The 23,434-nt window shown below is 73.0% G+C and carries 25 protein-coding genes and 1 pseudogene; 11 read left to right on the forward strand and 15 right to left on the reverse strand.

Going from position 1 to position 23,434, the window contains the following annotated elements; all coding sequences use genetic code 11:
- The first annotated feature begins 110 nt into the window (after nucleotides 1-110).
- Nucleotides 111-818 carry a dTDP-4-dehydrorhamnose 3,5-epimerase gene (gene rfbC, locus ACZ6W9_RS35890; protein ID WP_389962690.1) on the forward strand — a complete coding sequence of 236 codons (708 nt, stop codon included), beginning with the start codon at nucleotides 111-113 and terminating at the stop codon, nucleotides 816-818.
- On the opposite strand, the gene rfbD is transcribed toward rfbC, so the two are convergent.
- The 7 genes from rfbD to ACZ6W9_RS35925 form a co-directional block, all read right to left on the reverse strand.
- Nucleotides 808-1,665: a dTDP-4-dehydrorhamnose reductase gene (gene rfbD, locus ACZ6W9_RS35895; RefSeq protein ID WP_470121747.1), complete on the reverse strand. Its 858-nt coding sequence runs from the start codon at nucleotides 1,663-1,665 to the stop codon at nucleotides 808-810. The two genes, rfbC and rfbD, sit on opposite strands and share 11 nt — an antisense overlap.
- Entirely contained in the window at nucleotides 1,662-2,741 is a 1,080-nt protein-coding gene (gene rfbB, locus ACZ6W9_RS35900) for a dTDP-glucose 4,6-dehydratase (RefSeq protein ID WP_389962696.1), read from the reverse strand. The genes rfbD and rfbB overlap by 4 nt, the downstream gene beginning before the upstream one ends.
- Complete coding sequence (locus tag ACZ6W9_RS35905) at nucleotides 2,738-3,805, reverse strand: glucose-1-phosphate thymidylyltransferase (protein WP_389962699.1); 1,068 nt, start codon at nucleotides 3,803-3,805, stop codon at nucleotides 2,738-2,740. The genes rfbB and ACZ6W9_RS35905 overlap by 4 nt, the downstream gene beginning before the upstream one ends.
- Before the next feature lie 2 nt (nucleotides 3,806-3,807).
- Nucleotides 3,808-5,262: a sugar transferase gene (locus ACZ6W9_RS35910; protein WP_389962702.1), complete on the reverse strand. Its 1,455-nt coding sequence runs from the start codon at nucleotides 5,260-5,262 to the stop codon at nucleotides 3,808-3,810.
- 243 nt (nucleotides 5,263-5,505) lie between these two features.
- Entirely contained in the window at nucleotides 5,506-5,856 is a 351-nt protein-coding gene (locus ACZ6W9_RS35915) for a hypothetical protein (protein ID WP_362941602.1), read from the reverse strand.
- Between the two features lie 117 nt (nucleotides 5,857-5,973).
- The gene (locus tag ACZ6W9_RS35920; RefSeq protein ID WP_362941599.1) at nucleotides 5,974-6,597 is read right to left on the reverse strand and encodes a GntR family transcriptional regulator; all 624 of its coding nucleotides are present in this window, start codon (nucleotides 6,595-6,597) and stop codon (nucleotides 5,974-5,976) included.
- A gap of 69 nt (nucleotides 6,598-6,666) precedes the next feature.
- On the reverse strand, nucleotides 6,667-7,542 hold the full coding sequence (locus tag ACZ6W9_RS35925; protein ID WP_389962706.1) for a DMT family transporter: 876 nt from the start codon (nucleotides 7,540-7,542) through the stop codon (nucleotides 6,667-6,669).
- A 217-nt stretch (nucleotides 7,543-7,759) separates the two neighbouring features.
- Here ACZ6W9_RS35925 and ACZ6W9_RS35930 point away from each other — a divergent pair, with 217 nt between their 5' ends.
- A complete protein-coding gene (locus tag ACZ6W9_RS35930; protein ID WP_470121751.1) occupies nucleotides 7,760-9,901 on the forward strand; it encodes a sensor histidine kinase in 2,142 nt (713 codons plus the stop codon).
- On the forward strand, nucleotides 9,898-10,251 hold the full coding sequence (locus tag ACZ6W9_RS35935) for a DUF742 domain-containing protein (RefSeq protein WP_389962712.1): 354 nt from the start codon (nucleotides 9,898-9,900) through the stop codon (nucleotides 10,249-10,251). The genes ACZ6W9_RS35930 and ACZ6W9_RS35935 overlap by 4 nt, the downstream gene beginning before the upstream one ends.
- 91 nt (nucleotides 10,252-10,342) lie before the next feature.
- On the opposite strand, the gene ACZ6W9_RS35940 is transcribed toward ACZ6W9_RS35935, so the two are convergent.
- Nucleotides 10,343-10,834, reverse strand: a complete 492-nt coding sequence (locus tag ACZ6W9_RS35940) for a GNAT family N-acetyltransferase (RefSeq protein ID WP_362941587.1) — start codon at nucleotides 10,832-10,834, stop codon at nucleotides 10,343-10,345.
- A 167-nt stretch (nucleotides 10,835-11,001) separates the two neighbouring features.
- On the opposite strand from ACZ6W9_RS35940, the gene ACZ6W9_RS35945 reads away from it, so the two are divergent.
- On the forward strand, nucleotides 11,002-11,319 hold the full coding sequence (locus tag ACZ6W9_RS35945; protein WP_362941584.1) for a hypothetical protein: 318 nt from the start codon (nucleotides 11,002-11,004) through the stop codon (nucleotides 11,317-11,319).
- A gap of 120 nt (nucleotides 11,320-11,439) precedes the next feature.
- Here the strand turns inward: ACZ6W9_RS35945 and ACZ6W9_RS35950 are convergent, their stop codons facing one another.
- Nucleotides 11,440-11,775, reverse strand: coding sequence for a winged helix-turn-helix transcriptional regulator (locus tag ACZ6W9_RS35950; RefSeq protein WP_470121754.1), 336 nt, complete (start codon nucleotides 11,773-11,775; stop codon nucleotides 11,440-11,442).
- A gap of 299 nt (nucleotides 11,776-12,074) precedes the next feature.
- Here ACZ6W9_RS35950 and ACZ6W9_RS35955 point away from each other — a divergent pair, with 299 nt between their 5' ends.
- The gene (locus tag ACZ6W9_RS35955) at nucleotides 12,075-13,013 is read left to right on the forward strand and encodes an NAD(P)-dependent oxidoreductase (protein WP_470121756.1); all 939 of its coding nucleotides are present in this window, start codon (nucleotides 12,075-12,077) and stop codon (nucleotides 13,011-13,013) included.
- A 3-nt stretch (nucleotides 13,014-13,016) separates the two neighbouring features.
- Nucleotides 13,017-13,826: pseudogene (locus ACZ6W9_RS35960) on the forward strand (NAD(P)-dependent oxidoreductase); the annotation flags it as partial.
- Here the strand turns inward: ACZ6W9_RS35960 and ACZ6W9_RS35965 are convergent.
- The 4 genes from ACZ6W9_RS35965 to ACZ6W9_RS35980 form a co-directional block, all read right to left on the reverse strand.
- Nucleotides 13,770-15,149 carry an RNA polymerase sigma factor gene (locus tag ACZ6W9_RS35965; protein ID WP_470121758.1) on the reverse strand — a complete coding sequence of 460 codons (1,380 nt, stop codon included), beginning with the start codon at nucleotides 15,147-15,149 and terminating at the stop codon, nucleotides 13,770-13,772. The pseudogene ACZ6W9_RS35960 and the gene ACZ6W9_RS35965 overlap by 57 nt on opposite strands.
- 222 nt (nucleotides 15,150-15,371) lie before the next feature.
- Nucleotides 15,372-15,746, reverse strand: coding sequence for a YciI family protein (locus ACZ6W9_RS35970; RefSeq protein ID WP_470121760.1), 375 nt, complete (start codon nucleotides 15,744-15,746; stop codon nucleotides 15,372-15,374).
- A gap of 152 nt (nucleotides 15,747-15,898) precedes the next feature.
- Complete coding sequence (locus tag ACZ6W9_RS35975) at nucleotides 15,899-16,435, reverse strand: tetratricopeptide repeat protein (protein ID WP_389962729.1); 537 nt, start codon at nucleotides 16,433-16,435, stop codon at nucleotides 15,899-15,901.
- 158 nt (nucleotides 16,436-16,593) lie between these two features.
- Nucleotides 16,594-16,995, reverse strand: coding sequence for a nuclear transport factor 2 family protein (locus ACZ6W9_RS35980; protein ID WP_470121762.1), 402 nt, complete (start codon nucleotides 16,993-16,995; stop codon nucleotides 16,594-16,596).
- Nucleotides 16,996-17,094: 99 nt separating this feature from the next.
- Here ACZ6W9_RS35980 and ACZ6W9_RS35985 point away from each other — a divergent pair, with 99 nt between their 5' ends.
- From ACZ6W9_RS35985 to ACZ6W9_RS35995, 3 genes are all read left to right on the forward strand, one after another.
- Nucleotides 17,095-17,718, forward strand: coding sequence for a TetR/AcrR family transcriptional regulator (locus ACZ6W9_RS35985; RefSeq protein ID WP_389962735.1), 624 nt, complete (start codon nucleotides 17,095-17,097; stop codon nucleotides 17,716-17,718).
- Nucleotides 17,711-18,634: an RNA polymerase sigma factor SigJ gene (gene sigJ, locus ACZ6W9_RS35990; protein ID WP_470121764.1), complete on the forward strand. Its 924-nt coding sequence runs from the start codon at nucleotides 17,711-17,713 to the stop codon at nucleotides 18,632-18,634. The genes ACZ6W9_RS35985 and sigJ overlap by 8 nt, the downstream gene beginning before the upstream one ends.
- A 90-nt stretch (nucleotides 18,635-18,724) precedes the next feature.
- Nucleotides 18,725-19,081, forward strand: a complete 357-nt coding sequence (locus ACZ6W9_RS35995) for a DoxX family protein (protein WP_362941554.1) — start codon at nucleotides 18,725-18,727, stop codon at nucleotides 19,079-19,081.
- A 102-nt stretch (nucleotides 19,082-19,183) separates the two neighbouring features.
- On the opposite strand, the gene ACZ6W9_RS36000 is transcribed toward ACZ6W9_RS35995, so the two are convergent.
- Nucleotides 19,184-19,855 carry an acetoacetate decarboxylase family protein gene (locus tag ACZ6W9_RS36000; protein WP_362941551.1) on the reverse strand — a complete coding sequence of 224 codons (672 nt, stop codon included), beginning with the start codon at nucleotides 19,853-19,855 and terminating at the stop codon, nucleotides 19,184-19,186.
- Between the two features lie 715 nt (nucleotides 19,856-20,570).
- Between ACZ6W9_RS36000 and ACZ6W9_RS36005 the strand changes: the two genes are divergently transcribed.
- Nucleotides 20,571-21,725, forward strand: coding sequence for a methyltransferase (locus tag ACZ6W9_RS36005; RefSeq protein WP_470121767.1), 1,155 nt, complete (start codon nucleotides 20,571-20,573; stop codon nucleotides 21,723-21,725).
- 116 nt (nucleotides 21,726-21,841) lie between these two features.
- On the opposite strand, the gene ACZ6W9_RS36010 is transcribed toward ACZ6W9_RS36005, so the two are convergent.
- Complete coding sequence (locus ACZ6W9_RS36010; RefSeq protein ID WP_470121769.1) at nucleotides 21,842-22,267, reverse strand: MarR family winged helix-turn-helix transcriptional regulator; 426 nt, start codon at nucleotides 22,265-22,267, stop codon at nucleotides 21,842-21,844.
- A 90-nt stretch (nucleotides 22,268-22,357) separates the two neighbouring features.
- On the opposite strand from ACZ6W9_RS36010, the gene ACZ6W9_RS36015 reads away from it, so the two are divergent.
- Entirely contained in the window at nucleotides 22,358-23,089 is a 732-nt protein-coding gene (locus tag ACZ6W9_RS36015; RefSeq protein ID WP_470121771.1) for an SDR family NAD(P)-dependent oxidoreductase, read from the forward strand.
- Nucleotides 23,090-23,434 lie beyond the last annotated feature (345 nt).

The raw sequence follows: 23,434 nt of genomic DNA on the forward strand, positions 1-23,434 counted from the left end.
CGCCTGACGCGGCTCGACCGATGTTCGCCAAGATCACTTCAGCGGGCGGGGACCCTTGAATTTCGCCCGTTTCCTCCGCCGCGTTACACCGCCGTGGCATGCTTCGGCCCATGAAGCCGCTGAGCATCGACGGCGCGTGGGTCCATGCGCCGCGGGTCCACGCCGACCGGCGCGGCACGTTCGCCGAGGTCTTCCTCTCCGACGGCCTGCGGGAGGCGACCGGGCGCGGACTCGGCCTGGCCCAGGCCAACTGCTCCGTCTCCCGGCGCGGGGTGGTGCGGGGCGTCCACTTCGCGGACGTGCCGCCCGGCCAGGCGAAGTACCTCACGTGCGTCTCCGGGGCCGTCCTGGACGTGGTGGTGGACATCCGGGTGGGTTCGCCCACCTTCGGCCGGTGGGAGACGGTGCGCCTGGACGAGGAGTCGCGGCGCGGCCTGTACGTCGCCGAGGGGCTGGGCCACGGCTTCATGGCGCTCACCGAGGAGGCCACGGTCGTCTACCTGTGCTCGGAGCCCTACACCCCGGCCCGCGAGCACGGCGTCCACCCGCTCGACCCGGCCGTCGGCATCGAGTGGCCGGCCGGCGTGGAGCCGATCCTGTCGGACAAGGACGCCGCCGCGCCCACCCTCGCCGAGGCGCTCGCGGCGGGTCTGCTGCCCCGCTACGAGACCTGCGTGGCGCACTACCGCCGCCTGGCCGCCGTGGACCGTGCCACCGCCGCGGACGGGGCCGCCCGGGTTCCGGACCCGTACGGCCCCGCCCCGGACGCCGCCCCCGGCCTCCCCGTCGTGGGCGGCGCCGGCGGCCCTAGCCTCTGACCAGCACATCGGACTCCCGCAGCGCCTCCCGCCAGTGCCGCAGCGGCGGCAGCCCCGCCCGCCGCCAGCGGTCGTGTCCCAGCACTCCGTAGGCCGGTCGCCGCGCCGGACGGGGGAACTCCCCGGCCGTGACCGGGTTGACCCGCGCCGGGTCCGCGCCGGCCAGCTCGAAGATCTCCCGGGCGAAGCCGTACCAGCTCGTGGCTCCGGATCCGGTGGCGTGGTAGACGCCCGGCGGGGCGTCCGAGCGGCCGAGCGCGGCGATCCCGGCCGCGAGGTCGCCGGCCCAGGTCGGCTGGCCGAACTGGTCGGCCACGACGTCCACGACCGGCCGTGCCCGCTCCGCCGCGAGGATCGCGCGGACGAAGTTCCGGCCGGCCCCGCCGTACAGCCAGGCGGTCCGCACGACGTAGCCGGAGTCGGGGAGCGTCTCCAGCACCGCGCGCTCGCCCGCGAGCTTGGTGCGCCCGTAGGCGTTGACCGGCCCGGTCGGGGCGTCCTCGGGATAGGGGGCGTGGGCGGAGCCGTCGAAGACGTAGTCGGTGGACGGCTGGACCAGCCGCGCGCCGGCCGTCCGGCACGCCTCGGCCAGCGCCCGTACGCCGTGCCCGTTGACGGCCAGCGCCTCGGCCTCGCGGGTCTCGGCGTCGTCCACCGCGGTCCACGCGGCGCAGTTCACCACGACGTCGGGCCGCAGGTCCGGCACCAGGCGGTGTACGGCGTGCGTGTCGCGCAGGTCGAGGCCGGCCCTGCCGAGCGCGACGACGTCCTCGCCGTCGGCGGAAAGGCGGCGCAGCAGCTCGGTGGCGAGCATGCCGGAGGCGCCGGTGACCAGCCAGCGGGTCACGCGTCCCCCTCGCCCGGCGCGGTCACCGCGAGACCCCGGGGAACCTCGCGGGTCTCGCCGCCTGACGCGACCCCGAGGGCGGGCCGGGGCTCCCCGCGGCGCTCCTCCACGGCGGCCTTCCACCAGTCGGGGTTGTCGGTGTACCAGCGGACGGTGTCGGCCAGCCCCCGGTCGAACGGCACGGCCGGGCGGTAACCGAGGGCGCGCAGCCTCGCGTCGTCCAGCGAGTAGCGGCGGTCGTGCCCCTTGCGGTCGGTGACGCGCTCGACCATGTCCCATCCGGCGTCGCAGGCCGCGAGCAGCCGCTCGGTGAGCTCGACGTTGTTCAGCTCCGCCGTACCGGCGATGTGGTAGACCTCGCCGGGCTCGCCGCGCTCGGCCACCAGGCGGATGCCCGCGCAGTGGTCGGCGACGTGGATCCAGTCGCGCACGTTGCCGCCGTCGCCGTACAGGGGCACCTTCAGGCCGCGCAGCAGGTTGGTCACGAAGAGGGGGATCACCTTCTCCGGGTACTGGTAGGGGCCGTAGTTGTTGCCGCAGCGGGTGACCGACACCGGCAGGCCGTAGGTGACGGCGTAGGCGAGCGCGATCATGTCGCCGCCCGCCTTGGCCGCCGCGTACGGCGAGCGGGGCCGCAGCGGCGCTGACTCGTCCCAGGAGCCGCTGTCGATCGACCCGTACACCTCGTCGGTGGACACCTGCACCACCCGCGGGACGCCCGCTTCCAGGCACGCCTGCATCAGCGTCTGCGTGCCGAGGACGTTGGTCCGGGTGAACTCGGCCGGCCCCTCGATCGACCGGTCCACGTGGGACTCGGCGGCGAAGTTGACCACGAGGTCGTGGCCCGGCACGACCTCCGCCAGGAGCGCGGCGTCGCAGACGTCGCCGCGCACGAAGTCGTGCGGGACGTCGCGCAGGTTCGCCGGGTTGCCGGCGTAGGTCAGCTTGTCGAGGACCGTCACGGCGACGCCGTCCGCGGCGAGCGAGCGGGCGAAGTGGGAGCCGATGAACCCGGCGCCGCCGGTGACCAGGACACGGCGGAACACGCGGGCGGCGGTGCGACCGGAGTCTGTCATGAAATTATCTGCACCTTGCTGTGATCGCCCAGCACGAGGCGGTGGGCTCGGGGGATGGCGGGGGCCGGGGTGACCTCGACGTCGTGGCCGATGAGGGACGCCTCGATGCGGGAGACCCCGCGGATCGAGGACCTGGGCAGCACGATCGAGTACTCGATCTCGCTGCCGGAGATCAGGCAGCCGGCCGCGATGGAGGTGAAGGGGCCGACGTAGCTGTCCACGACGCGGGTCCCGGCGCCGATGACGGCCGGGCCGACGATGCGCGACCGCTCCACCACGGCGCCCGCCTCGACGGCGACCCGGCCGATCAGCTCGCTGGCGGCGTCCGCCCGGCCGTCCACCCGGGGCTCCAGCGACTCCAGGACCAGCCGGTTGACCTCCAGCATGTCGGTGACGTTGCCGGTGTCCTTCCAGTAGCCGGTGATGACGGTGGAGGAGACGCGCCTTCCCTCCTCGATCAGCCACTGGATCGCGTCGGTGATCTCCAGCTCGCCCCGCCACGACGGCTTGAGCCCGGCCACCGCGTCGTGGATCGCGGGTGTGAAGAGGTAGACGCCGACGAGCGCGAGGTCGCTCTTGGGGTCGGCGGGCTTCTCCTCCAGCCCGACGACGCGGCCGGCGGCGTCCAGCTCGGCCACGCCGAACTGCCGGGGGTCGCCGACGCGGGTGAGCATGATCTGGGCGTCCGGCCGTTCGCGGGCGAACCGCGCCACGATGTCGTCGATGCCGCCGACGACGAAGTTGTCGCCGAGGTACATGACGAAGTCGTCGCCGCCGAGGTAGTCGCGGGCGATCAGCACGGCGTGGGCGAGACCCAGCGGTGCCTCCTGCCGCAGGTAGGTCACCTCCAGGCCGAACGCCGAGCCGTCGCCGACCGCCGCCTCGATCTCGGCCTGCGTGTCGCCCACGACGATCCCGACCTCGCGGATCCCGGCGGCTCCGATGGCCTCCAGGCCGTAGAACAGGACGGGCTTGTTGGCGACCGGGACGAGCTGCTTGGCGGAGGTGTGGGTGATCGGCCGCAGCCTGGTGCCCGACCCTCCGGCGAGCAGGAGTGCTTTCACTGTCAGTAGGCTCCTTCTCCGCCGGTGACGGCGCTCCAGGTCTTCCACAGGATCTGCAGGTCGAGCATGAGCGACCAGTTCTCGACGTAGCGCAGGTCCAGGCGGACCGACTCCTCCCAGCTCAGGTCGGAGCGGCCGCTCACCTGCCACAGGCCGGTCATGCCGGGCCTGACGACCAGGCGGCGGCGGACGTCGGCGCCGTACTGGGCGACCTCGTCGGGCAGCGGGGGCCGCGGCCCGACGAGCGACATCTCCCCCCGCAGCACGTTGAGGAGCTGCGGCAGCTCGTCGAGGGAGTAGCGGCGCAGGAACGCGCCGACCCGGGTGATCCTTGGATCGTTCCGTATTTTGAACAGCACGCCGTCGAACTCGTTGTGTGAGGTGAGCTCCACTTTGCGGCGTTCGGCGTCCACCACCATGGTGCGGAACTTCACCACCCTGAACTCCCGCCCGCCCCTGCCCACCCTGACCTGCCGGAACAGCGCCGGTCCCGGGCTGGTCGCCCGGATCAGGACGCTGATGACGAGCATGGGCACGGCCAGCAGCAGCAGGGCCGCGGCGGCGCCGGCCCGGTCGAACAGGCTCTTGGCGAGGTGTTTCGCGCCGTCGAACTCCGGGTGCTCCACGTGCAGCAGCGGCATCCCGGCCACCGGGCGGATGCTGATGCGCGGACCCGCGACGTCCATCAGGGCGGGCGCCACGAACAGGTCGGTGCGGGCGTCCTCCAGGCCCCAGGCGAGCCGGCGCAGCGCGGCGCCGTCCAGTTCGGGGCAGGCCAGTACGGCGACGGCGTCGGCCTCGGCCTTGGTCACGACCTCGGCGACGTCGGTGAAGCCCCCGAGGACCGGGACGCCGTCGACGTCGGCCGTCTTCGCGGGGGCGGGCAGGCACGCGGCCACGACGCGCATGCCGTGGTGCGGCTGCCTGCGGAACTGCATCACCAGGTCGAGCACGGACTCGCGGTGGCCGACGGCGACCACCCGGCGCATGTACTCGCCGGTGGAGCGCCGCCGGTGGAGCCGTTTGCGCATGCGATATCGGAAGAGAATCGTCAGGAGAAGGGCGAGCGGGAACATCGCCATGACGAAACTCCGGGCGATGGTCGTCTGTGTCGCGTATGCGCCGATGGCCACGGCGGCGGTAAGTCCCACGCCTCCGTCGAAAACCGCCCGGAACTCCTCCGTTCCCTCGCCGTGCGCGCGTCTTCGGTACGCGCCGGCGATCGCGAGCGAGAACGGCCACGCCAGGGCCAGGCCGAGCCCCAGCAGCGCCTCCGTCCTCGGGATGAACGCGCCGAACCAGAGACGGATCCCGAGGACCGTCTCGCAGGCGACCACGGCGCAGGTGACGTCTCCTGCCAGCAGGACCCGCGCGTAGGAGCGCGTCCAGATGCTCGGAGCACTGCGTGCGACTTCATCCAGAAGCCCTGTGGCGGGCTCTGCCGTCCCCACCCTCATACCAACCCCACCCGGATGCCCTAGGCGTTACCGTAACGGGACGCCCATCGCGTTTCCTTGGTTGACAGCATTACCGAATGCACCGGCAGCGCGGATATTCCAGGGAAATCCTAGAGATCGCCATTGAGCAGGGGAATAGCAGCTCAGTGTCCACTACCGGCCGAAGTCAGGAGACGTCCTCATCTTGACGGAACGGTCCAAACATGCAGGTTTTCTGAGGTACTTTTTCTAAAAAATGGTGATTTAGTCGTATTCAAAGTCGGGCAGTGGGGCCGGAGGCTCCGGACTGCGCCAGACGACCACGGACTCCCCGCCGGAGGCGTCCGCCGCCGCGCCGAGCCGTTCCGGGTCGAAGTCGGGCAGGTAGCGCAGACGCGCGAGGAAGGCGGCGTCGACCGCCGACCTGGGCACCACGCAGCTCTGGCCGTCGTGGTCGAGCAGGATGTACAGGATGTCCGCGTCCGAGCCGCCCTCGATCCGCACCTCGGCGAGGTCCTCCCACGCGAGGGCGGCGACGCTGCCGTCCACGTAGTGGCAGGCAACGCCTTCTTCGGTGACGTACACGTAGGAGTCCGGCACTGAGTCGCCGTGCATGGCCGCGATTCTGACGACTGCCGGGCACCCGGTGCAATAGAAACGTGCGAGCCGGGCGAGTCACCCGCCTGTCATCCCCGGCCCGGACGGGCCCGGCGGGGACGTCTCAGCGGCCCGTCAACCCTCGCCCCAGCCGTGGTCCAGGTGCGCGGCGACGGCGCGCCGAGCGGCGTCGGCCGGGCCCCGGGCGACCGCGTCGAGCAGCTCGCGGTGCTCGGCGACCAGTACGTCGCGGTCGGTGTAGACGGTGCGCAGCCGGACCAGGCCGAGCCGGGTCTCCGCGGCCAGCGCTCCGTACAGGCGCTCCAGCCGGGGGCTGCCCACCGCGACGACCATCGCCTGGTGCAGGGCCATGTGCTCGGCCACCACGTCGGACCACGGGGCACCGGCGGGCAGCCCCGCCATCCGGTCCAGCGCCGCGTCGGCGGCGGCCACCCGCCGCCCGGCGAGCGCGACGGCCGTCAGGTCCTCCAGCGGGCGCCGGACGAACATCAGGTCGTCCAGGTCGGCCAGGGTCACCTCGGCCACCTGCGCGCTGCGGTGCCGCTCCCTGCGCAGCAGACCCTCGTGGACGAGTACGGCCAGCGCCTCGCGGACGGTCGGCCGGGCCACGCCGTACGCGGCGGAAAGCTCCTGCTCCGGCAGCGGGGTGCCCGGAGCCAGCTCGCCGGAGAGCACCCGGCGGCGCAGGGCGTCGGCGAGGGCCTCGACGGCGGAGACGGGACGGAGCGGAACGGTCACGCCGACGACCCTATTGCCGCCGCCGGGCGTCCGGGCACCTCACCGGAGGCTCCGCCGCCTGATGAACGGTCACGCCGGCGACCTCACCGTCGTCGCCGGGTCCTCGCGGCCGGGCCGCCGCCGCTCGGGGAGCGCCACCACGGCGAGGCTCACGCCGAGCAGCGCCAGACCGGCCCCCGACTGGAGGGTGAGCCGCTCCCCGAGGACCGCGATCCCGAGCAGGGCCGCGACGGCGGGCTCGGCGAGGGAGAGTGTGGCCGCGGTGGCGACGGGGGTGGTGCGCAGGCCCCTGCCGTACAGGATGTAGGACAGCGCGGTGGTGACGCAGCCCAGGTAGAGGGCGGTGAGCAGGCCGCGCGGCTCGGTCAGCCAGCCGGCGCCCGTCCACAGCAGGACGGGCAGCATCACGACCGCCGCGCCGCCGAACATCGCCCCCATCACGGTGTCGGAGGAGCCACCGGCGCCGATCACCCGGGCCGCCGCCACCACGTAGAACGCGTACAGCAGGCCGCCGAGCATCGCCAGCAGGACCCCGTCGGCCCGCACCTCGCCGCCTCCGCCCGTCAGCACGGCGCAGCCGGCGACCGCCGCCGCGGTCGCCCCGGCCCACCGCCGGGTGGGCCGGGTCCGGTCGAGGAGCCAGGTCAGCAGCCCGGCGAAGACCGGGCCGCTGCCGATCGCGACCACGGTGCCGACGGCCACCCCGGTCCGGCCGACCGCGGCGAAGAAGCAGAGCTGGTAGGCGGCCACCGCCAGGGCGGCCGCCACGAGCAGGCCCCGGTGCGGGAGGGACCGTACGGCGGGCCCGGCCACGGCCGCGAGGACCAGACCTCCGACGACCAGCCGCGCGGCGGCCAGGGAGACGGGATGGGCCCCGGCGGCGAGCAGTCCGGCGGTGCCCGCGGTCCCCCACAGGACGGCGGCTCCGACCACGGCGAGCTTCATGTCCAGTATTGTCTGACAACCAGACAGAGCATGTCCAATCGACCTTCGGAGACGGACGGCCCACCCCCGGGGGGCGCCCCGGGGCGGAAAAGATCCCTGGTTTCCCCGGAGCGCAAATACGAGCCGGATACGAATCACTCGCATCTCTGGTCGCGGAAGACAGCCGTTGCTAGGGTTTCGCCACTGCTGACAGCCCATATCCGTAATGCGAGGTCTGATGGGCGACCGCAAACCTTCGATCAAGGTCAAGATCTTTACCCTGCTACTTGTACCAATTGTCTCGCTTGTAGCAATTTGGGGATTTGCGGCGGCCCTCACCCTGCAGAGCGGCCTGGAACTGCTGCGGACCGGCAAGGGTTACGAGTACGGAGTCGTCCCCACCCGGGCGCTGACCACCACGCTCCAGCACGAACGCCTGCTCTCCCTCGCCTACCTGGGCGGCAGCGGCTCCCGCGCCGAACTGGACGCCCAGCGGAGCCGTACCAACGCCGCACGGGCCGAGCTGGAGCGACTGACGCCCCTCCTCGCGGACAACACGCTCCCCGCGGTATGGGAGCGGATCGGCCGGCTGAGGACCGTGCTGGACCGGCTCACCGAGATCAGGAGCGGGGTGGACACCCGCACCGCCACCCGCCTGGCGACCCTGGACGCCTACAACGCGCTGATCGGCTCGGCCTTCGACTCCTACAGCAAGATCAACTCAGCGGACCCCGTCCTGGCCGACCAGACCCGCGCCGTCGTCATGGTGGGCCGCAGCCGCGAGATGCTCAGCCAGCAGGCCGCGCTCATCTCCGGCGCGGTCGCCTCGAAGACCATGACCGCCGCCGAGCGCACCCGGTTCGGCGAGCTGGCGAGCAACCGCAGACTGCTCTACTCCCTCGGGTTCGACCAGTTCGACACGGAGTTCCGGGAGCTCTACCGGAAGCTGGAGGACTCCCCCGCCTACGTCGCGTTCGGACGGGTCGAGCACACCGCCCTCGCCGGAGGCCGGCCCGACTCCTTCTGGGCGGCGAACGCGAGGGCGCTGTCGGACTCCTTCGACGAGCTCGGCGGCCAGGCCAGCAGGCGTCTCACCGAACGCTCGGGGCCGGTCGCCACCGGCATCCTGGTCCGGATCGGCGTCGCCGGCGGGCTCGGCCTGGTGGCCGTGGCCTTCTCCGTGTTCATCTCGGTGCGGTTCGGCGGCCGGCTCGCCGCCGAGCTCGGCGGCCTCCAGCGCGCCGCCCTCGACCTGGCCCACCGGCGGCTGCCGGACGTGGTGGAGCGGCTCCGCAAGGGCGAGGACGTCTGCTCGGAGGTCCGCGAGCTGGACCACGGGACCACCGCCGAGGTCGCGAACGTCGGCCGGGCGTTCTCCTCCGTCCAGCGGACCGCCATCGAGGCGGCCGTCGGCCAGGCCGAGCTGCGCAGGGCCGTCAACAAGGTGTTCGTCAACCTCGCCCGGCGCAGCCAGTCGCTCCTGCACCGGCAGCTCGCCATGCTGGAGGCGATGGAGAAGCGGGCCGGCGACCCCGACACCCTTGAGGACCTGTTCGCCATCGACCACCTGACCACCCGCATGCGCCGCCACTCCGAGGGGCTGATCATCCTGTCCGGCGCCGCCCCCGGCCGGGGGTGGCGGACGCCCGTCATGGTCTACGACGTCGTCCGCGCCGCCGTCGAGGAGGTCGAGGACTACCGGCGGGTGACCGTGGCCGTGCCGCCCGGCCCCTGCGTCCTGGGAACGGTCGCGACCGACGTGATCCACCTGGTGGCCGAGCTGGTGGAGAACGCCGCCGCCTTCTCCCCCCCGAACACCACGGTGCGGGTCGGCGGCGAGGTCGTGGCCCGCGGCTACACCATCGAGGTGGAGGACCGGGGGCTCGGCATGACCCCCGAGGAGATGGCCGGGCTCAACGAGCGGCTGGCCGGCCCGCCGGAGTTCGACCTGGCCGGCAGTGACCGCCTCGGCCTGTTCGTGGTCACCCAGCTCGCCGCCAGGCACGGCATCCGCGTCACCCTGCGCCCCTCCCCGTTCGGCGGCACCACGGCGATCGTTCTCCTGCCGAACGAGCTGATGGCCGAGCCGTCCGCTCCCCGGGCCGCCCACCTGGCCGACGCCGGGCGGCTCTCCCCCGGCGGCCTCCCCCGCCGGGTACGGCGGACCGCTCCGGCGCTGACCGCTCCGGCGACGACGCCGTCCGCCGCGCCCGCACCGCCCGCCCAGCTCACGCCGTCCGCCCAGCCGGTGCCGTCCGCTTCACCCGTGCCGTCCGTCCCGCCCGCGACGGACGAGACCTCCGGGCCGGTCACGGGCAACCTGCTGACGTCGTTCCGCAACGGCTGGCACCGCGCGGAACAGGAGAAGGGAGTGGAATGACGGATCACTGGCTCGACGACGCCGGGCCGATCGTCCGCCCCTACACGCTCACCCGGGGCCGGACCAGGGGCAGCGGGACCTCGTTCGACCTGCTGGCCACGGTCCTGGCGATCAGGTCGCCCAAGGAGGACCTTCCTCCCGAGCATGAGCTGATCATGGAAGCCTGCCGCTCTCCGGCCTCGGTGGCCGAGATGGCCTCGGCCACCGGCCTGCCCGTCGGGGTGATCCGGGTGCTCGTCGGCGACCTGCGGGACTCCGGCCTGGTCGCGGTCCGGCCGCCCACCCCCATCGCCGCGCTTCCCCGCGAGAGCGTGCTGCGCGAGGTCCTGACCGGCCTGAAGGGGCTGTGAGCCGCCGGCCGCCGTACGCACAGCCGCCCCGGGACGAAGCCGGACGGGACGCCGGCCCGGCCGTACGGCGGCCCCCGGGTGGCGCCGAGGATCAGTCGACGGCCAGGCGGGCGTGCCGTTCCACGTCGTGCCGGACGTCCCCGTACCGCAGCTTGGCCCGCTCCACCCCCTCGACCAGGAACCCCGCCCTGGTCGCCACCGCGCACGAGGCCGCGTTCTCCGTACGGTGACCGAGCTCCAGGCGGAACAGGCCGCGCTCCGCGAAGGCCCAGTCCGCCAGCCTGCGCACCGCCGCCACCGCCACCCCCCGTCCCCTGGCGTGCGGGGACGTCCAGTAGGAGACCCAGCCGGTGTCATGGGCGTCGATGTTGCTCACCGCCACGTTCCCCACGACCTCGCCGCCGGCCACCACGGCGAACGCCCGCGCGTCGTCACGGAAGCGCCACGTCCCCATCCACTCCAGCGCCGCCCGCCGGGTGTCGACCGGCCAGGCCGACTGCTGCGCCATGTCCGGAGAACTGAACGCGTCGAGCACGACTCCGATGTCGTCGGGGTGCCAGTCACGCAGTTCGACCTCGATCATGCCGCGCAGGGTATGCCACCGGCGGCACGCCGGGAAGACCCGCCGCGGACCCCTCGCCCGCCCGGGCCGGAGCCCGGCCCCGATCCGGATGCGGAGCACCGCGCGGTTCCTCTGACGAATTGAGAAGTCCCAGATAGATCTAAGGCTGTATGGGCACTCAAGCTCGTATGAGTGACGATTCGCAGAGCCACGACTTTCGAGAGAAGGGATTCGGGGGCGAGACCTCCGACCGGCCGAGGACCATGGGGGAGATAGCGATGAATCTGGCGGTGAGCGAAGCACTGGCCAACCACGGCCATCACGCGCTGGTCAACGCGCACGAGGCCGCGGCCAGCAACCACGAGAGGATGGCCGAGGCGGGAGTGGGGGACGTGGACGAGCATCTGAACCTGGCGCAGTGGCACCGGTGGTGCGCCGTCGTCGAGGATCAGCTCGCGGACGAGGCCGACCAGCGGACACCGGCCAGGAGGAAGACCGACACCTGAGGGAAGGGCGGCGTCTGCGCCCCATCGCCACTCTTCGCTTGACGATGCCGCCGAGGCATCATCCAGGACGGTGGCCGTCCGGTCACCCCCACGACCGGTCGGCCCCGTCCGAACCCCGCGTCAGTCGCGCGGGATGGCCTCGATCGTCCGCATGTTCTCCTCACCCCATACGCCGAGCGGGATGAGCGCGGTGTTGAGCGACTGCCCGAACCCGGTCAGGGAGTACTCGACCTTCGGCGGGACCTGGTGGTAGACCTCGCGGTGCACCAGGCCGTGCGCCTCCATCTCCCGCAGCATCTGGATGAGCATCTTCTCGCTGATCCCCGACACCGACCGCTTCAGCTCACCGAACCGTTGCGGCTCGTGGTGGAGCGCCCACAGGATCAGCGCCTTCCACTTGCCGCCCACGATGTCCACGGCGGCGTCGAGCCCGCACGAGTAGGTCCGCTTCTTCATCCCGCTCCCCGCACTCCGGGTCCGCCCCGTGGTCCCTTCACCCGCCGCGGCCTCCCGTACGGCTCGGCGTGCTTACGAAAAGGTAGGTACCTGACTAAATAGTAGGTACTTGAGGAAAGCTCAGCAACGACCCAGGATCGGAACGTCCCTGCGGGCCCCGCCGGGACGTCCGGGCCGGTCCCGTCACGCGCCGCACCACAGGCGTCCGGCGGAACCGCCATGCCCGCCGGACCGCCATGCCCGCGGGCCGCCGTGCCGGAAAGACCGCCCGGCCCGTATCCGACGAACCGGAGAAGACCATGACCATGGACGACGACGTGCCCGTGACGGTCCTCGGACTGGGGGCCATGGGGACGGCGCTGGCCGGGGCGTTCCTGGACGCAGGCCGCCACGTCACCGTGTGGAACCGTACGGCCTCCCGCGCCGAGCCCCTCGTCGCACGCGGCGCCGCCCTCGCCGCCACCGCCGCCGACGCGGCGGCCGCGAGCCCGCTCGTCATCGTCTGCCTGCTGAACGACGACACCGTGCGCGAGGTCCTCGGTGGGGCGGCCGGCTCCCTGGCCGGCCGTACCGTGGTCAACCTCACCAACGGCACGCCCCGGCAGGCCCGGGAGACGGCCGCGTGGACGGCCGGGCACGGCGCCGGCTACGTGGACGGCGGCATCATGGCGATCCCGCCCATGATCGGCACTCCCGGGTCGCTGGTCTTCTACAGCGGCTCGCCGGAGGGCTTCCACGCCCACGAGCGGACGCTCGGCGCGCTGGGCCGCGCCATGTACCTCGGGGAGGACGCCGGACGGGCCGCGCTGTACGACATCGCGCTGCTCAGCGCGATGTACGGGATGTTCAGCGGGTTCTTCCACGCCCTGGCCCTGACCGGCTCGGAGAAGGTGCCGGCGTCGGAGTTCACGCCGCTGGTCACCCCCTGGCTCACCGCGATGATGACCTCCCTCCCCCGGATGGCGGAGGCGATCGACTCGGGCGACCACTCCGCCGCCGCCTCCAACCTCGCCATGCAGGCGACCGCCTACGTCAACCTGCTGGACGCCAGCGCCGACCAGGGCGTCAGCGCCGAACTGGTCGAGCCCATGCGAGCGCTGCTCGACCGGGGCGTCGCCGCGGGCCTCGGCGCCGGTGACGTCTCCGCCCTGGTGGACCTGCTGTACACCGTCCCCGCCGGAGCGACCGGCGCGGAGAAGGAACCCGCCGGAGCGACCGGCGCGAAAGAGAGTGAGTAGACGATGACCCACGACCAGCCCGCCCCGGTGACGGTCCTCGGACTGGGCCCGATGGGACAGGCACTGGCCGGGGCCTTCCTCGCGGCCGGCCATCCCACGACCGTGTGGAACCGTACGGCCTCCCGCGCCGAGCCCCTCGTCGCCCGCGGCGCCGTCCTCGCCGCCACCGCCGCCGACGCGGCCGCGGCGAGCCCGCTCACCGTCGCCTGCGTGATCGACTACGACGCCGTCCACTCCGTCGTCGAACCCGCGTCCGCCGCCCTGAAGGGCCGGACCCTGGTCAACCTCACCGCCGACACGCCGGAACGCGCCCGCCGTACCGCGGAGTGGGCCGCCGGGCACGGCATCGACTACCTCGACGGCGCCATCATGACCCCGACGCCGACCATCGGGGGACCGGCGGCCGTGGTCCTGTACAGCGGACCGGAGGAGATCTACCGGGCGCACGAGGCGACGCTGGCGGCCATCGGCGGCACCGCCTCCCACCTCGGGGCCGACCCCGGGCGGGCGGCGGCGTACGACGTGAGCCTGCTCGACCTCTTCTGGACGTCCATGAGCGGCCTCGTCCACGCCTTCGCCCTGGCGTCGGCCGAGGGCGTCACGGCCCGGGAACTGGCCCCGTACGCCAAGGGCATCGGCGCGCTGCTGCCCACCCTCATCGACGAGTTCGCCGGGCACGCCGACGACGGTCGCCACCCGGGCGACCGGTCGGCGATCCTGTCGGCCCTGGCCGGGATGGAGCACATCGTCCACGCGTCACGGGCCCGCGGCCTGGACACCGGCGTGCTGGACGCCGCCGTGACCGTCGCGCGGCGGGCGGTCGACGCGGGACACGGAACCGACTCCTTCTCCCGCCTGACCGAGGTGCTCGCCTCTCCCGCCTGACGGGGCGGCCGCCCGGGAGAGGAAGAGGGCCCGTTCCCGCTCGTTGCGGGTCAGCGCGGCGGCGCGCTCGAACTCCTCTCGCGCCTCGTCGTGACGGTCCAGCCTCGCCAGCAGATCACCCCGTACGGCCGGCAGCTGCGGATACCCCCGGAGCGCCTTCTCCTCCGCCAGCCCGTCCACGATCTCCAGGCCGCGGGCCGGGCCGTACGCCATGCCCACCGCGACCGCGCGGTTCAGCTCCACGACGGGAGAGGGGGCGACGTGGGCGAGCAGCCGGTAGAGGGCGGCCATCCGCTCCCAGTCGGTGTCCCCGGTGGACCTCGCGCGGGCGTGGCAGGCGGCGATCGCGGCCTGCAGGCCGTACGGGCCGAGGGTGCCGAGCGCCTCGGCGCGCCCGAGCGCCTCCAGCCCGCGGCGGACCAGCAGCCGGTCCCAGAGGTTCCGGTCCTGGTCGCCGAGCAGGACCGGCTCGCCGTCAGGACCCGTCCTGGCCGGGATGCGGGACGCCTGGATCTCCATCAGGGCGACCAGCCCGTGCACCTCGGCCTCGCCGGGCATCAGGCCCGCCAGGACCCGGCCGAGGCGCAGCGCCTCCTCACAGAGCGACGGGCGCGCCCAGTCGTCACCGGCCGTCGCCGAGTAGCCCTCGTTGAAGACGAGGTACACGACCTCCAGGACCGAGGAGAGCCGTCCGGGCAGCTCCGCAGGCGGGGGTAGCTCGATCGGCACCCGCTTCTCGGCGAGGGTGCGCTTGGCCCGGGAGATCCGCTGGCCGACGGTCGGCTCGGGCACCAGGAAGGCCCTGGCGATCTCCTGCGTCGTCAGACCGCCCAGCAGGCGGAGGGTGAGGGCCAGGCGTCCCTCGACCGGCAGCACGGGGTGGCAGGCGGTGAACAGCAGACGCAGCACGTCGTCGCCGATGTGGTCGTCGAGGGCGTCGTCCAGCTCGGCCTCGGCCGCCTCCTGCCGGACCTCCAGGTCACGGCCGACCTCCCGGAGCTTGTGCTCGTAGCGGGTCCTGCGGCGCAGCAGGTCGATCGCCCGGTGCTTGGCGGTGAGCATGAGCCACGCGCCCGGATTCTCCGGGACGCCGGCCTGCGGCCACTGCTCCAGTGCGGCGACCAGGGCGTCCTGCGCCAGTTCCTCGGCCAGGCCGACGTCGCCTGTCATCCGGGCGAGTCCCGCGATCACCCGGGCCGACTCGATCCGCCAGACCGCCTCGATCACCCGGCGAGGGTCTTCGCTCGTCACGGCCACCGATCCAAACACCTCGTCCCCGTCCACAGCAATCCTCACCGCGGACGGGGACGGAGCAGGCGTGACCGGCAGGCGTGACCGGCAGGCGTGACCGGACGGGCGTGACCGGACGGGCGTGATCGGGCGGCCCCGCCACGGTCGGCGATCGGGCCCGAGCGGCCGGGCGACGGGCCTCAGCCGGTCAGGCCGGGGCGACCGGGCGACGGGCCGGACGGGTCAGGCCGGGGCGGTGAAGTCCTCGGGGCCCATGACGCGCCGGATCTCGGCCTCACCCTCCCAGCCCTGCCAGAGGTCACGGTGCAGCCGCAGGAACCTGGAGGACCACTCGACGGCCTCCTCCTTCGACCTGACCTGGTAGAGGGCGTAGCTGATCAGTTCCTTGGCCTCGGCGAACGGCCCGTCCGTGACGCTCAGCCGTCCCCCGGCGAGCTCGACCCGCGCGCCCTCCGCGCTCGGGGCCAGTCCCGCGGTGTCGAGCAGGGCGCCTGCCCCGGTGGCCTCCTCGCCGAGCTTCATGATCGCCTCCATCAGCTCGGCGGGCGGCGGGGTGGCGGGCTGGGCGGTGACGCGGAGGGTGATCAGGTATCGCATGGGGTTCTCCTTCGGTGCGGTCGGGGGCCGGACTCCTCGGTTCCTTCCGGCCCTCTGACCACGCTTCGAACGGGACGAGGCCGTTTCGACACCGCGGCCGGATCTTTTTCAGGATTTTTTCCACACCGGTCTTCCGCGGCGAGGCCGGCGGGTCAGCCCTCCGGTTCTTCCGGCTTCTCGTCGGGCTGCCACACGGCGTCCAGGTCGTCGGCGTAGTACTCGATCGCCCGCCGGTAGTCCCGCACCCCGGGGTCGCCGCTGGTGGCCGTCAGCGTCCTCAGCAGCAACCGCACCGCCTCGCGGCCCTCGCCGACGTTGTACAGGGCCATGGACAGGAACGTCTGCAACGCCGGATCCTCGGGGAACTCCTCCAGCCCGCGGCTCAGGGTCTCCACGGCGGAGCCGTACCGGCCCAGCACCCGATAGGTGCTCCCCAGTCCGAGGAAAGCCCCGCGTCGATCCTTCCGTGACAACCCCGCGCCGCCCAGGGCGCGCTCGTAGAACGGGACGGCCCCGGACTCCAGGCCGAGCCTGTCGTGCACCCAGGCCGTCTGGTAGGCGATCTCGACGTCCTCCGGATACCGCTCGGCCAGCGCCACCAGCCGTTCCCTGGCCTGCCCGGCCTCGCCCTGTTCCCGCAGCCGTACGGCCTCCGCCAGCGCCGCGTCCCGCTGCTGATCATCGCTCATGCCACCTCACGCTGGCACACCGCGCTCCGATCGGCAAAACGCCGGACGTCTCGCGGGCGGCACGGCGGACGACCGTCGCCCCACCGGCCGGGCCGATCCACCGCCGCGCCCTCCGGCGGGCGGGTTCCACCCGCTCCGGATCCCGCGCGCTCCGGGCGTCAGGGGGTCAGGGGGACCCGCCGGGCGCGGACCGTGCGACGGCTGATCCGCCAGCCGCGGTCGCCGCGCACGACCGTGTCCTCGTACGTCACGCTGCCCACGGTCCCGTCGGCGTTGACGCCGAAGCCCTTCGACAGGGCCCGCACGCGGCCGTCGGCCGTCCCGGTGAGGACGATGTCGGTGACGTGGTGGGCGACGGGGTGCGCCACGCCGGGGGTGAGCGTGGCCTCCCGGAGCGCCTCCAGCCCGGTGAGCACCCCGCCGCCGAGATCGGTGACGTCGTAGACCACGTCGGGGAGGAACAGCTCGTTCCAGCCGTCGAGGTCGCCGGCGTCCGTCAGGTGGCCGTGCCGGTTGATCAGGTCGGTGATGGCCGTGCGGTCCTCGACGGTCAGGGTCATGGCGTCCTCCGCTGTCTCCGGGCAAAACGGGGACCTCCCCGTTTAGGGGCGCTACGATAAGCGGGGAGTTCCCCGGACGGCAAGCGGACGGAGCGGCGGATGGCACCCGGCACCGGCGGATCGGCGTCCAAGGCCGATGCGAACCGGCCTCGCAGGGCGGACGCCTCGCGCAACGCCGCCCTGCTGCTCGCCGCCGCGCGCGAGCTCATCGCCGAGTCCGGCTCCGGGACCGCGCCGGACGAGATCGCGCTGGACGAGGTGGCGCGGCGGGCCGGCGTCGGCAACGCCACCCTCTACCGCAACTTCCCCACCCGCGGCGACCTGCTCGTCGCCGTGTACGCCGACGAGGTGGCGGCGCTGTGCCGGCGGGGAACCGGCCTGCTCGAAGACCCGTCGCCGGTCGACGCGCTGTTCTCCTGGCTGGACGACTTCGTCACGCACGTCTCGACGAAACGGGCCCTCGCCCTGGCCGCCACGGAGGGTCCCGTCGGCCGCCGCACCGAGCTGTTCGATCGGTGGCACGAGTCGATCCGCTCCGCCGCCGCCGGGCTGCTCGACCGGGCGCGGGAGGCCGGCGCCGTACGGCCGGAGCTCACCGTGACCGACCTGCTGGCCCTGGCCAGCGGGGCGGCCCTCACCGGGACCGACACGGCGCACGCGCGGCGGCTCACGGCGCTCCTGCGCGGCGGCGTCGGGCCGGGCGGGAACCCCGCCGATGGATGAGCCGGACGCCGCACGCGGGCCGGGGACCCCGGAGGCCGGAGACAGAGCCGGAGCCGGGCGGGACGCCGAGCGGGAGTTCGCCGAGCACCGCGGCCTGCTCCACGCCGTGGCCTACCGGGTGCTGGGCAGCGTCACCGAGGCCGAGGACGTGGTGCAGGACGCCTGGCTGCGCTGGAGCCGCGTCGACGTGGCCACCGTCGCGGACACCGAGGGCTACCTCGTCCGGGTGGCCACCCGGCTGGCGATCGACCGGCTGCGCAGCGCGCGCGTGCGACGGGAGTCCTATGTCGGGCCGTGGCTGCCCGAGCCGATGATCACCTCCCCCGACGTCGCCGAGAACGCGGTGCTCGCCGAATCGGTGTCGACCGCGATGCTGCTCGTGCTGGAGGCCCTGTCCCCCATGGAACGCGCGGTGTTCGTCCTGAGCGAGGTCTTCGGCTACAGCCACGCCGAGACGGCGCGGTTCGTCGGACGCGGCGACGTGGCGGTTCGGCAGATCGCCCACCGCGCCAGGAAGGCGGTGGAGGCGGGCCGCCGCCGCTACGACGCCGACCAGGCGACCAGGCGGCGGGTCACCGAACGGTTCCTGGCCGCCTGCGACGGCGGCGACCTGAACGCCCTGATGGAGGTGCTGGCGCCGGACGTGACGATGACGAGCGACGGCGGCGGCCTCACCGGCGCGCCCCGCAAGGTGATCCGCACGCGCGAGCACGTGGCCCGGGCGGTCGCCGTCCTCTCCAGGCGCAGGCCGTACGGCTCGCACAGCCGGGTGCTCCAGGTCAACGGCGGGCCGGGGATCGTCGTCCACGCGGGGCGCACGCCGTTGCTGGCGATCACGCTGCACCTGCGGGACGGGATGGTCGCGGCCGTGCACGTGGTCAGCAATCCGGAGAAGCTGACCGGCGTCGCACCGTGACCCACATCACACGGGGGCGCTGTCACCTCCCGGAGGGCCGCCTCGTCCGTGGAGCGGACAACCGTCGTTCCCACGGATCAGGAGACCCTCATGTTCGCCGCCTACCTCGCGGTCACCATCCTCGCCGCGGCCCTCAACGGCATGACCGCCGTCGCCGACATCATCGGCCACGACTATCCCAAAGCGCAGGCGGACAGGGTCCGGGTCCCCCGGTCCTGGGTGCTTCCGCTGGGCCTGCTGCTGGCGGCGGGCTCGCTGGGACTGCTGGCCGGGATCGCCGTGCCGGTGCTGGGCACGCTCGCCGCCGCCGGGCTCGTGCTGTACTTCCTCGGCGCGCTCGCCGCCCACCTGCGGGTCGGCGACCGCCGCCTCGGCCTCTGGGCCGTGTTCTTCGCGGTGGCGGTGGCCGCCCTGGCCGTGAACGTGGCCTACCACGGCCTCCGGTGACGCCCCGCCGGCGTCCGTCGCCCGCGCCGTACGGCCGGGTCACCGTACGGCGCGGGCGGCACCCTGTCCGAAGACGGACACGACGCCGGGCGACCGCCCGTGTCAGTCCATCACCGACTCGCCGCCCGGATAGGCGAAGGAGGACCGGGGCGAGTAGAACCCCCACACGATCTGCAGCGGATCGGCCGGGCGGAGCGCGTGGACCGGGTGGCCCGGATCCAGGAACTCCAGCGAGACGACCTCGAACGGGTCGACCGGCTCCGCCACGAACGGATAGTTCCCGCCGATCCGCCGCCCGCCGACCTCGGTGATGTACCGCAACTGCCCGCGGTTGACGGCCGCGCCGGTCCGTCCGACCCGCGCGGTCGTACGGATCACCGGCACACCGTCGGACTCGGTCGTCGCGACCAGCGTGTCCCCCTCGACCTCGATCGTCGTGCGGCCGGGGGTGGCCGGCACCCCGCGCGCGACCGCGTACCCGCGCACCACCGGGCTGGAGTTGAAGTAGTGCGTCCACCAGCGGCCGGGGGTCACGCCGTCGGGCGCGTAGGCGTCCTCCAGGTCCGGCCCGATGTAGGTCAGCGAGTAGGCGCCGAACCCGGAGGTCTGCTCGGGCCGGTCGACGACGTACTGGTTCATGAAGACCTGCCGGTCGGCCATCGGCTTCAACCCGTCGGGCACGAGAGCCGCGACGGCGTCGGGGTCGGCGGGCACCCACCCGAAGTAGATCATCCGGCTGTTGACGACGAGCTGGGGTGCGACGAGGTCGGACACGCTCTCTCCCTGGCTATCGACGACGCATAGCCGGAACTTACGTGACGCCCTCACACAGGACAACGACGCGAGCGGAAGTACGGTCCCGCCGGATCCACCGCGCCGTCCTCGGCTCCCGGCCCCCGATGGCGGGAGCCGAGGACGGCGCGGCCCCGGGGGCGGCGCGGGTGCGCAGGCTCGCCGTGCGGGTGCTCATGGACATGAAGATCTCCTTTTCTGGGTGATCCGGTCACCTCACCGGGGCGAGGCGTCCGTTTCTCCGGGGTTCGCTGACACGCTGGCGCGGATGCCGTCTCCGGTGGCCGGCATCGGTGTGATGACGACTCCGTCACGACGGCCGGCGGGCGAGGCGACGCCCTTGTCCGGAGTCTTTTCGTGAACGGGACGTCGGCCTGAGGCCGTGGGCTTCACGCCCGGGACCCGGCGATGCGTCCACCGGGCACGTTCATCACCCTGCCACCGGAAGGGCCGTCCGCCCCAGCGATTTTTGTCCAAGGTTCGGCTCGGGACGCGACGCTGGACGCTGGACAAATCACACCTGGGCGTCTGCCTGCGGCGACCCGCGTCCCGGATACCGTTCCAGCCCGCCCGGGGTTCCGTCCCGGTCCGGCGATCCGGACGGGAGACGGCGCCGGAGACGGCCCCGGAGCCCGCGATCCGCCGGTCGGCACGCGGGTGTGCCCGCGCGTCCCTCGACTCGCTAGCCTGAGGGGCGATGAACCGTCTGAGCACGTCGAGAGGTGAGTTCGACCTCACCCGCTTCCCCGAGGATCCCCGCGACCCGCTTCGCGCCTGGGACGCCGCCGACGAGTACCTCCTGCGGCACCTCGGGGGAGCCGAGGGTGAACCGGCCGATCTGTCGGGAACCGTGGTCGTGCTGGGTGACCGCTGGGGCGCCCTGGTCACCGCGCTCGCCGATCACCGCCCCGTGCAGATCACCGACTCCCACCTCACCCAGGAGGCCACCCGGGCGAACCTCGCCCGCAACGGCGTCGCCCCCGGTACGGTACGGCTCCGCACGACCATGGACGAGCCGCCGGAGCGGATCGACGTGCTGCTGATCCGGGTGCCCAAGACGCTCTCGCTCCTGGAGGACCAGCTGCACCGTCTCGCGCCCCGCGTGCACGCGGGCACCCTGGTCGTCGGCGCGGGAATGGTCACCGAGATCCACACCTCGACGCTCCGGCTGTTCGAGCGTCTCCTCGGGCCGACCAGGACGTCGCTCGCGGTGAAGAAGGCGCGGCTCATCTTCTGCGCCCCGGACCCCTCGCTGCCCCGGAGCGCCACCCCGTGGCCGCGGAGCCACACGCTCCCCACCGGCGTCGGCGCGGTCTCGGGCCTGACCGTCACCAACCACGCGGGCACCTTCTGCGCCGACCGCCTCGACATCGGCACCCGCTTCCTCCTGCGGAACCTGCCGCCGCTCCACGGCCGCGGGCACGTCGTGGACCTGGGCTGCGGCAACGGGGTGATCGGGCTCGCCGCGGCACTGGCCGACCCCGAGGCCGAGGTGACGTTCATCGACGAGTCCTACAACGCGCTGGCGTCGGCCGAGGCCACGCTCCGGGCGAACGCCGGTACGGACGTCACGGCGGCGTTCCTGGCGGCCGACGGCATGTCCGGTGTCCCGGCGGGGACGGTGGACCTGGTGCTGACCAACCCGCCGTTCCACACGCACCGGGCTCGGACCGACGCGACGGCGTGGCGCATGTTCAACGGGTCACGCGCCGCCCTGCGCCGCGGCGGAGAACTGTGGGTGGTGGCCAACCGGCATCTCGGCTACCACGTGAAGCTGCGCCGTCTCTTCGGCGACTGCGAGGTCGTCGCGAGCGACCCGAGGTTCGTCGTCCTCCGCGCCGTCAAACGCTGACCGCGCCCGCGAAACCCCGAAGCCGGCCGGGCACCGCCGCCGGGGTACGAGCCGGGCGGCCCGCGGCCCTGCCGTCTCGGCTCTTCGCGTCAGGGCTCTCACAGCGCATACCGCGGTCAGGGACGTAGCGCCGAGGTGGCGGACCGCAGCAGGCGGATGAGGTCGTCGCGTTCGGCGCCGGACCAGGAAGTGAAGCCCGCGGTCAGGGTCGTTTCGATGACCTGCTGGAACTCGCCGCTGAGCGCTTCGCCTTCAGCGGTGAGATGGATGTGGGTCACGCGGCGGTCGTCGGGATCGGGCCGGCGGGTGAGCAGGCCGCGTCGCTGAAGCCGGTCGACCAGACCGGTGATGTTGGTCTTGTCGCAGTGCAGCAGGGCCGCCAGCTCACCGGAGGACGGCCGGCGATGCCGGGCGAAGCACAACAGCTGCGCCTGCTGAGGGGTCAGCCCCAGCCGGCGACTGGCCGCACCGAACAGGCCGTCGACCTCCTGAAAGAGGCCGATCAGCGTTTCGACGAGTTCGTCCTCGGGTGCGGCGGCCATGGGGAAAGTCTACTACCTCGACCATTGACATCCTCCATCAAAATAGTTGATTATCTCGACTGTCGATATAGTCAACGAATTGGAGGAGCCGTGCGTGCCGAGGAACGGGTAGCGGTCGTCACCGGGGGATCACGTGGCATCGGACGCGCGATCGGCGAGCGGCTCGCCGTATCGGGGATGCGCGTCGTCATCGGCTCCCGCGACCAGGAGGCGGCGGCGCGGGCCGTCACCCGGATCAAGGACGCGGGCGGGCTGGCCACCGCGGTCCGCACCGACATCACTCGGCCCGGAGCCGTCAAGGAGCTGTTCGACACCGCCGAAAACCACTACGGCCGCGTGGACGTGTGGGTGAACAACGCGGCCACGGTGACCGCAGGGCCGCTGTCCCATGCCACCGACGACGACTTCGACCGGTACGTGCACGCGAACATCCGGGCCGCGTTCGTGGCCCTCCGCGAGGCCGCGCGGCGCATCCGCGACCACGGCCGGATCATCATGATCTCTTCCGCCCTGACGGTCTCACCATTGCCCGGCATGGCGCTGCTCGCCGCGGGCAAGGCCGCGGGCGACCAGCTCGCCCGCACCCTGGCCTGGGAGGTGGGCTCCAGGTCCGTCACGGTCAACAGCGTCCTGCCCGGCCTGACCAGGACCGGCGTCATCGACACCGTCCCCCGGCATGTCATCGACGACGCAAGGGCCCGCACGCCGCTGGGCCGTCTGGGCGAACCGTCCGACATCGCCGAGATCGTCGCCTTCCTCGCCTCCGACGCCGGCCGCTGGATCACAGGCCAGACCATCCATGCCGCGGGAGGCATGATCTGAGGATTCGGCCCCTGCGAGGCGGTCCGGGCGGACGGTCCGCCGGGGACCGGCGAAGTTCCGCGGCCCGCCCACCTGCGCCGTCCCCCGTGTGTTCGCGGTGGGCTCGGTTCCGTGCCGAGCCCACCGCCTGGGGCCCGCCCGGGTCCTGACCGGTTCTCACCCGATGCGGCGTGTGCCGTCGCCGTGGGGAGACCGGGGGTGTCCGGGCGGGGCCGGTGCAGGGTCGTCAGTGCTGCCGGGTCGTCAGTGCTGCTGGGTCAGCAGGCCGGGCCGGTAGGGCAGCAGGCCGTAGTCGCCGCCGGAGCTGGGGCTGCGGCCCTGGTAGAGGAGCTGGAGGTTGCAGGG

This window comes from Streptosporangium sp. NPDC053982 (assembly GCF_055585205.1).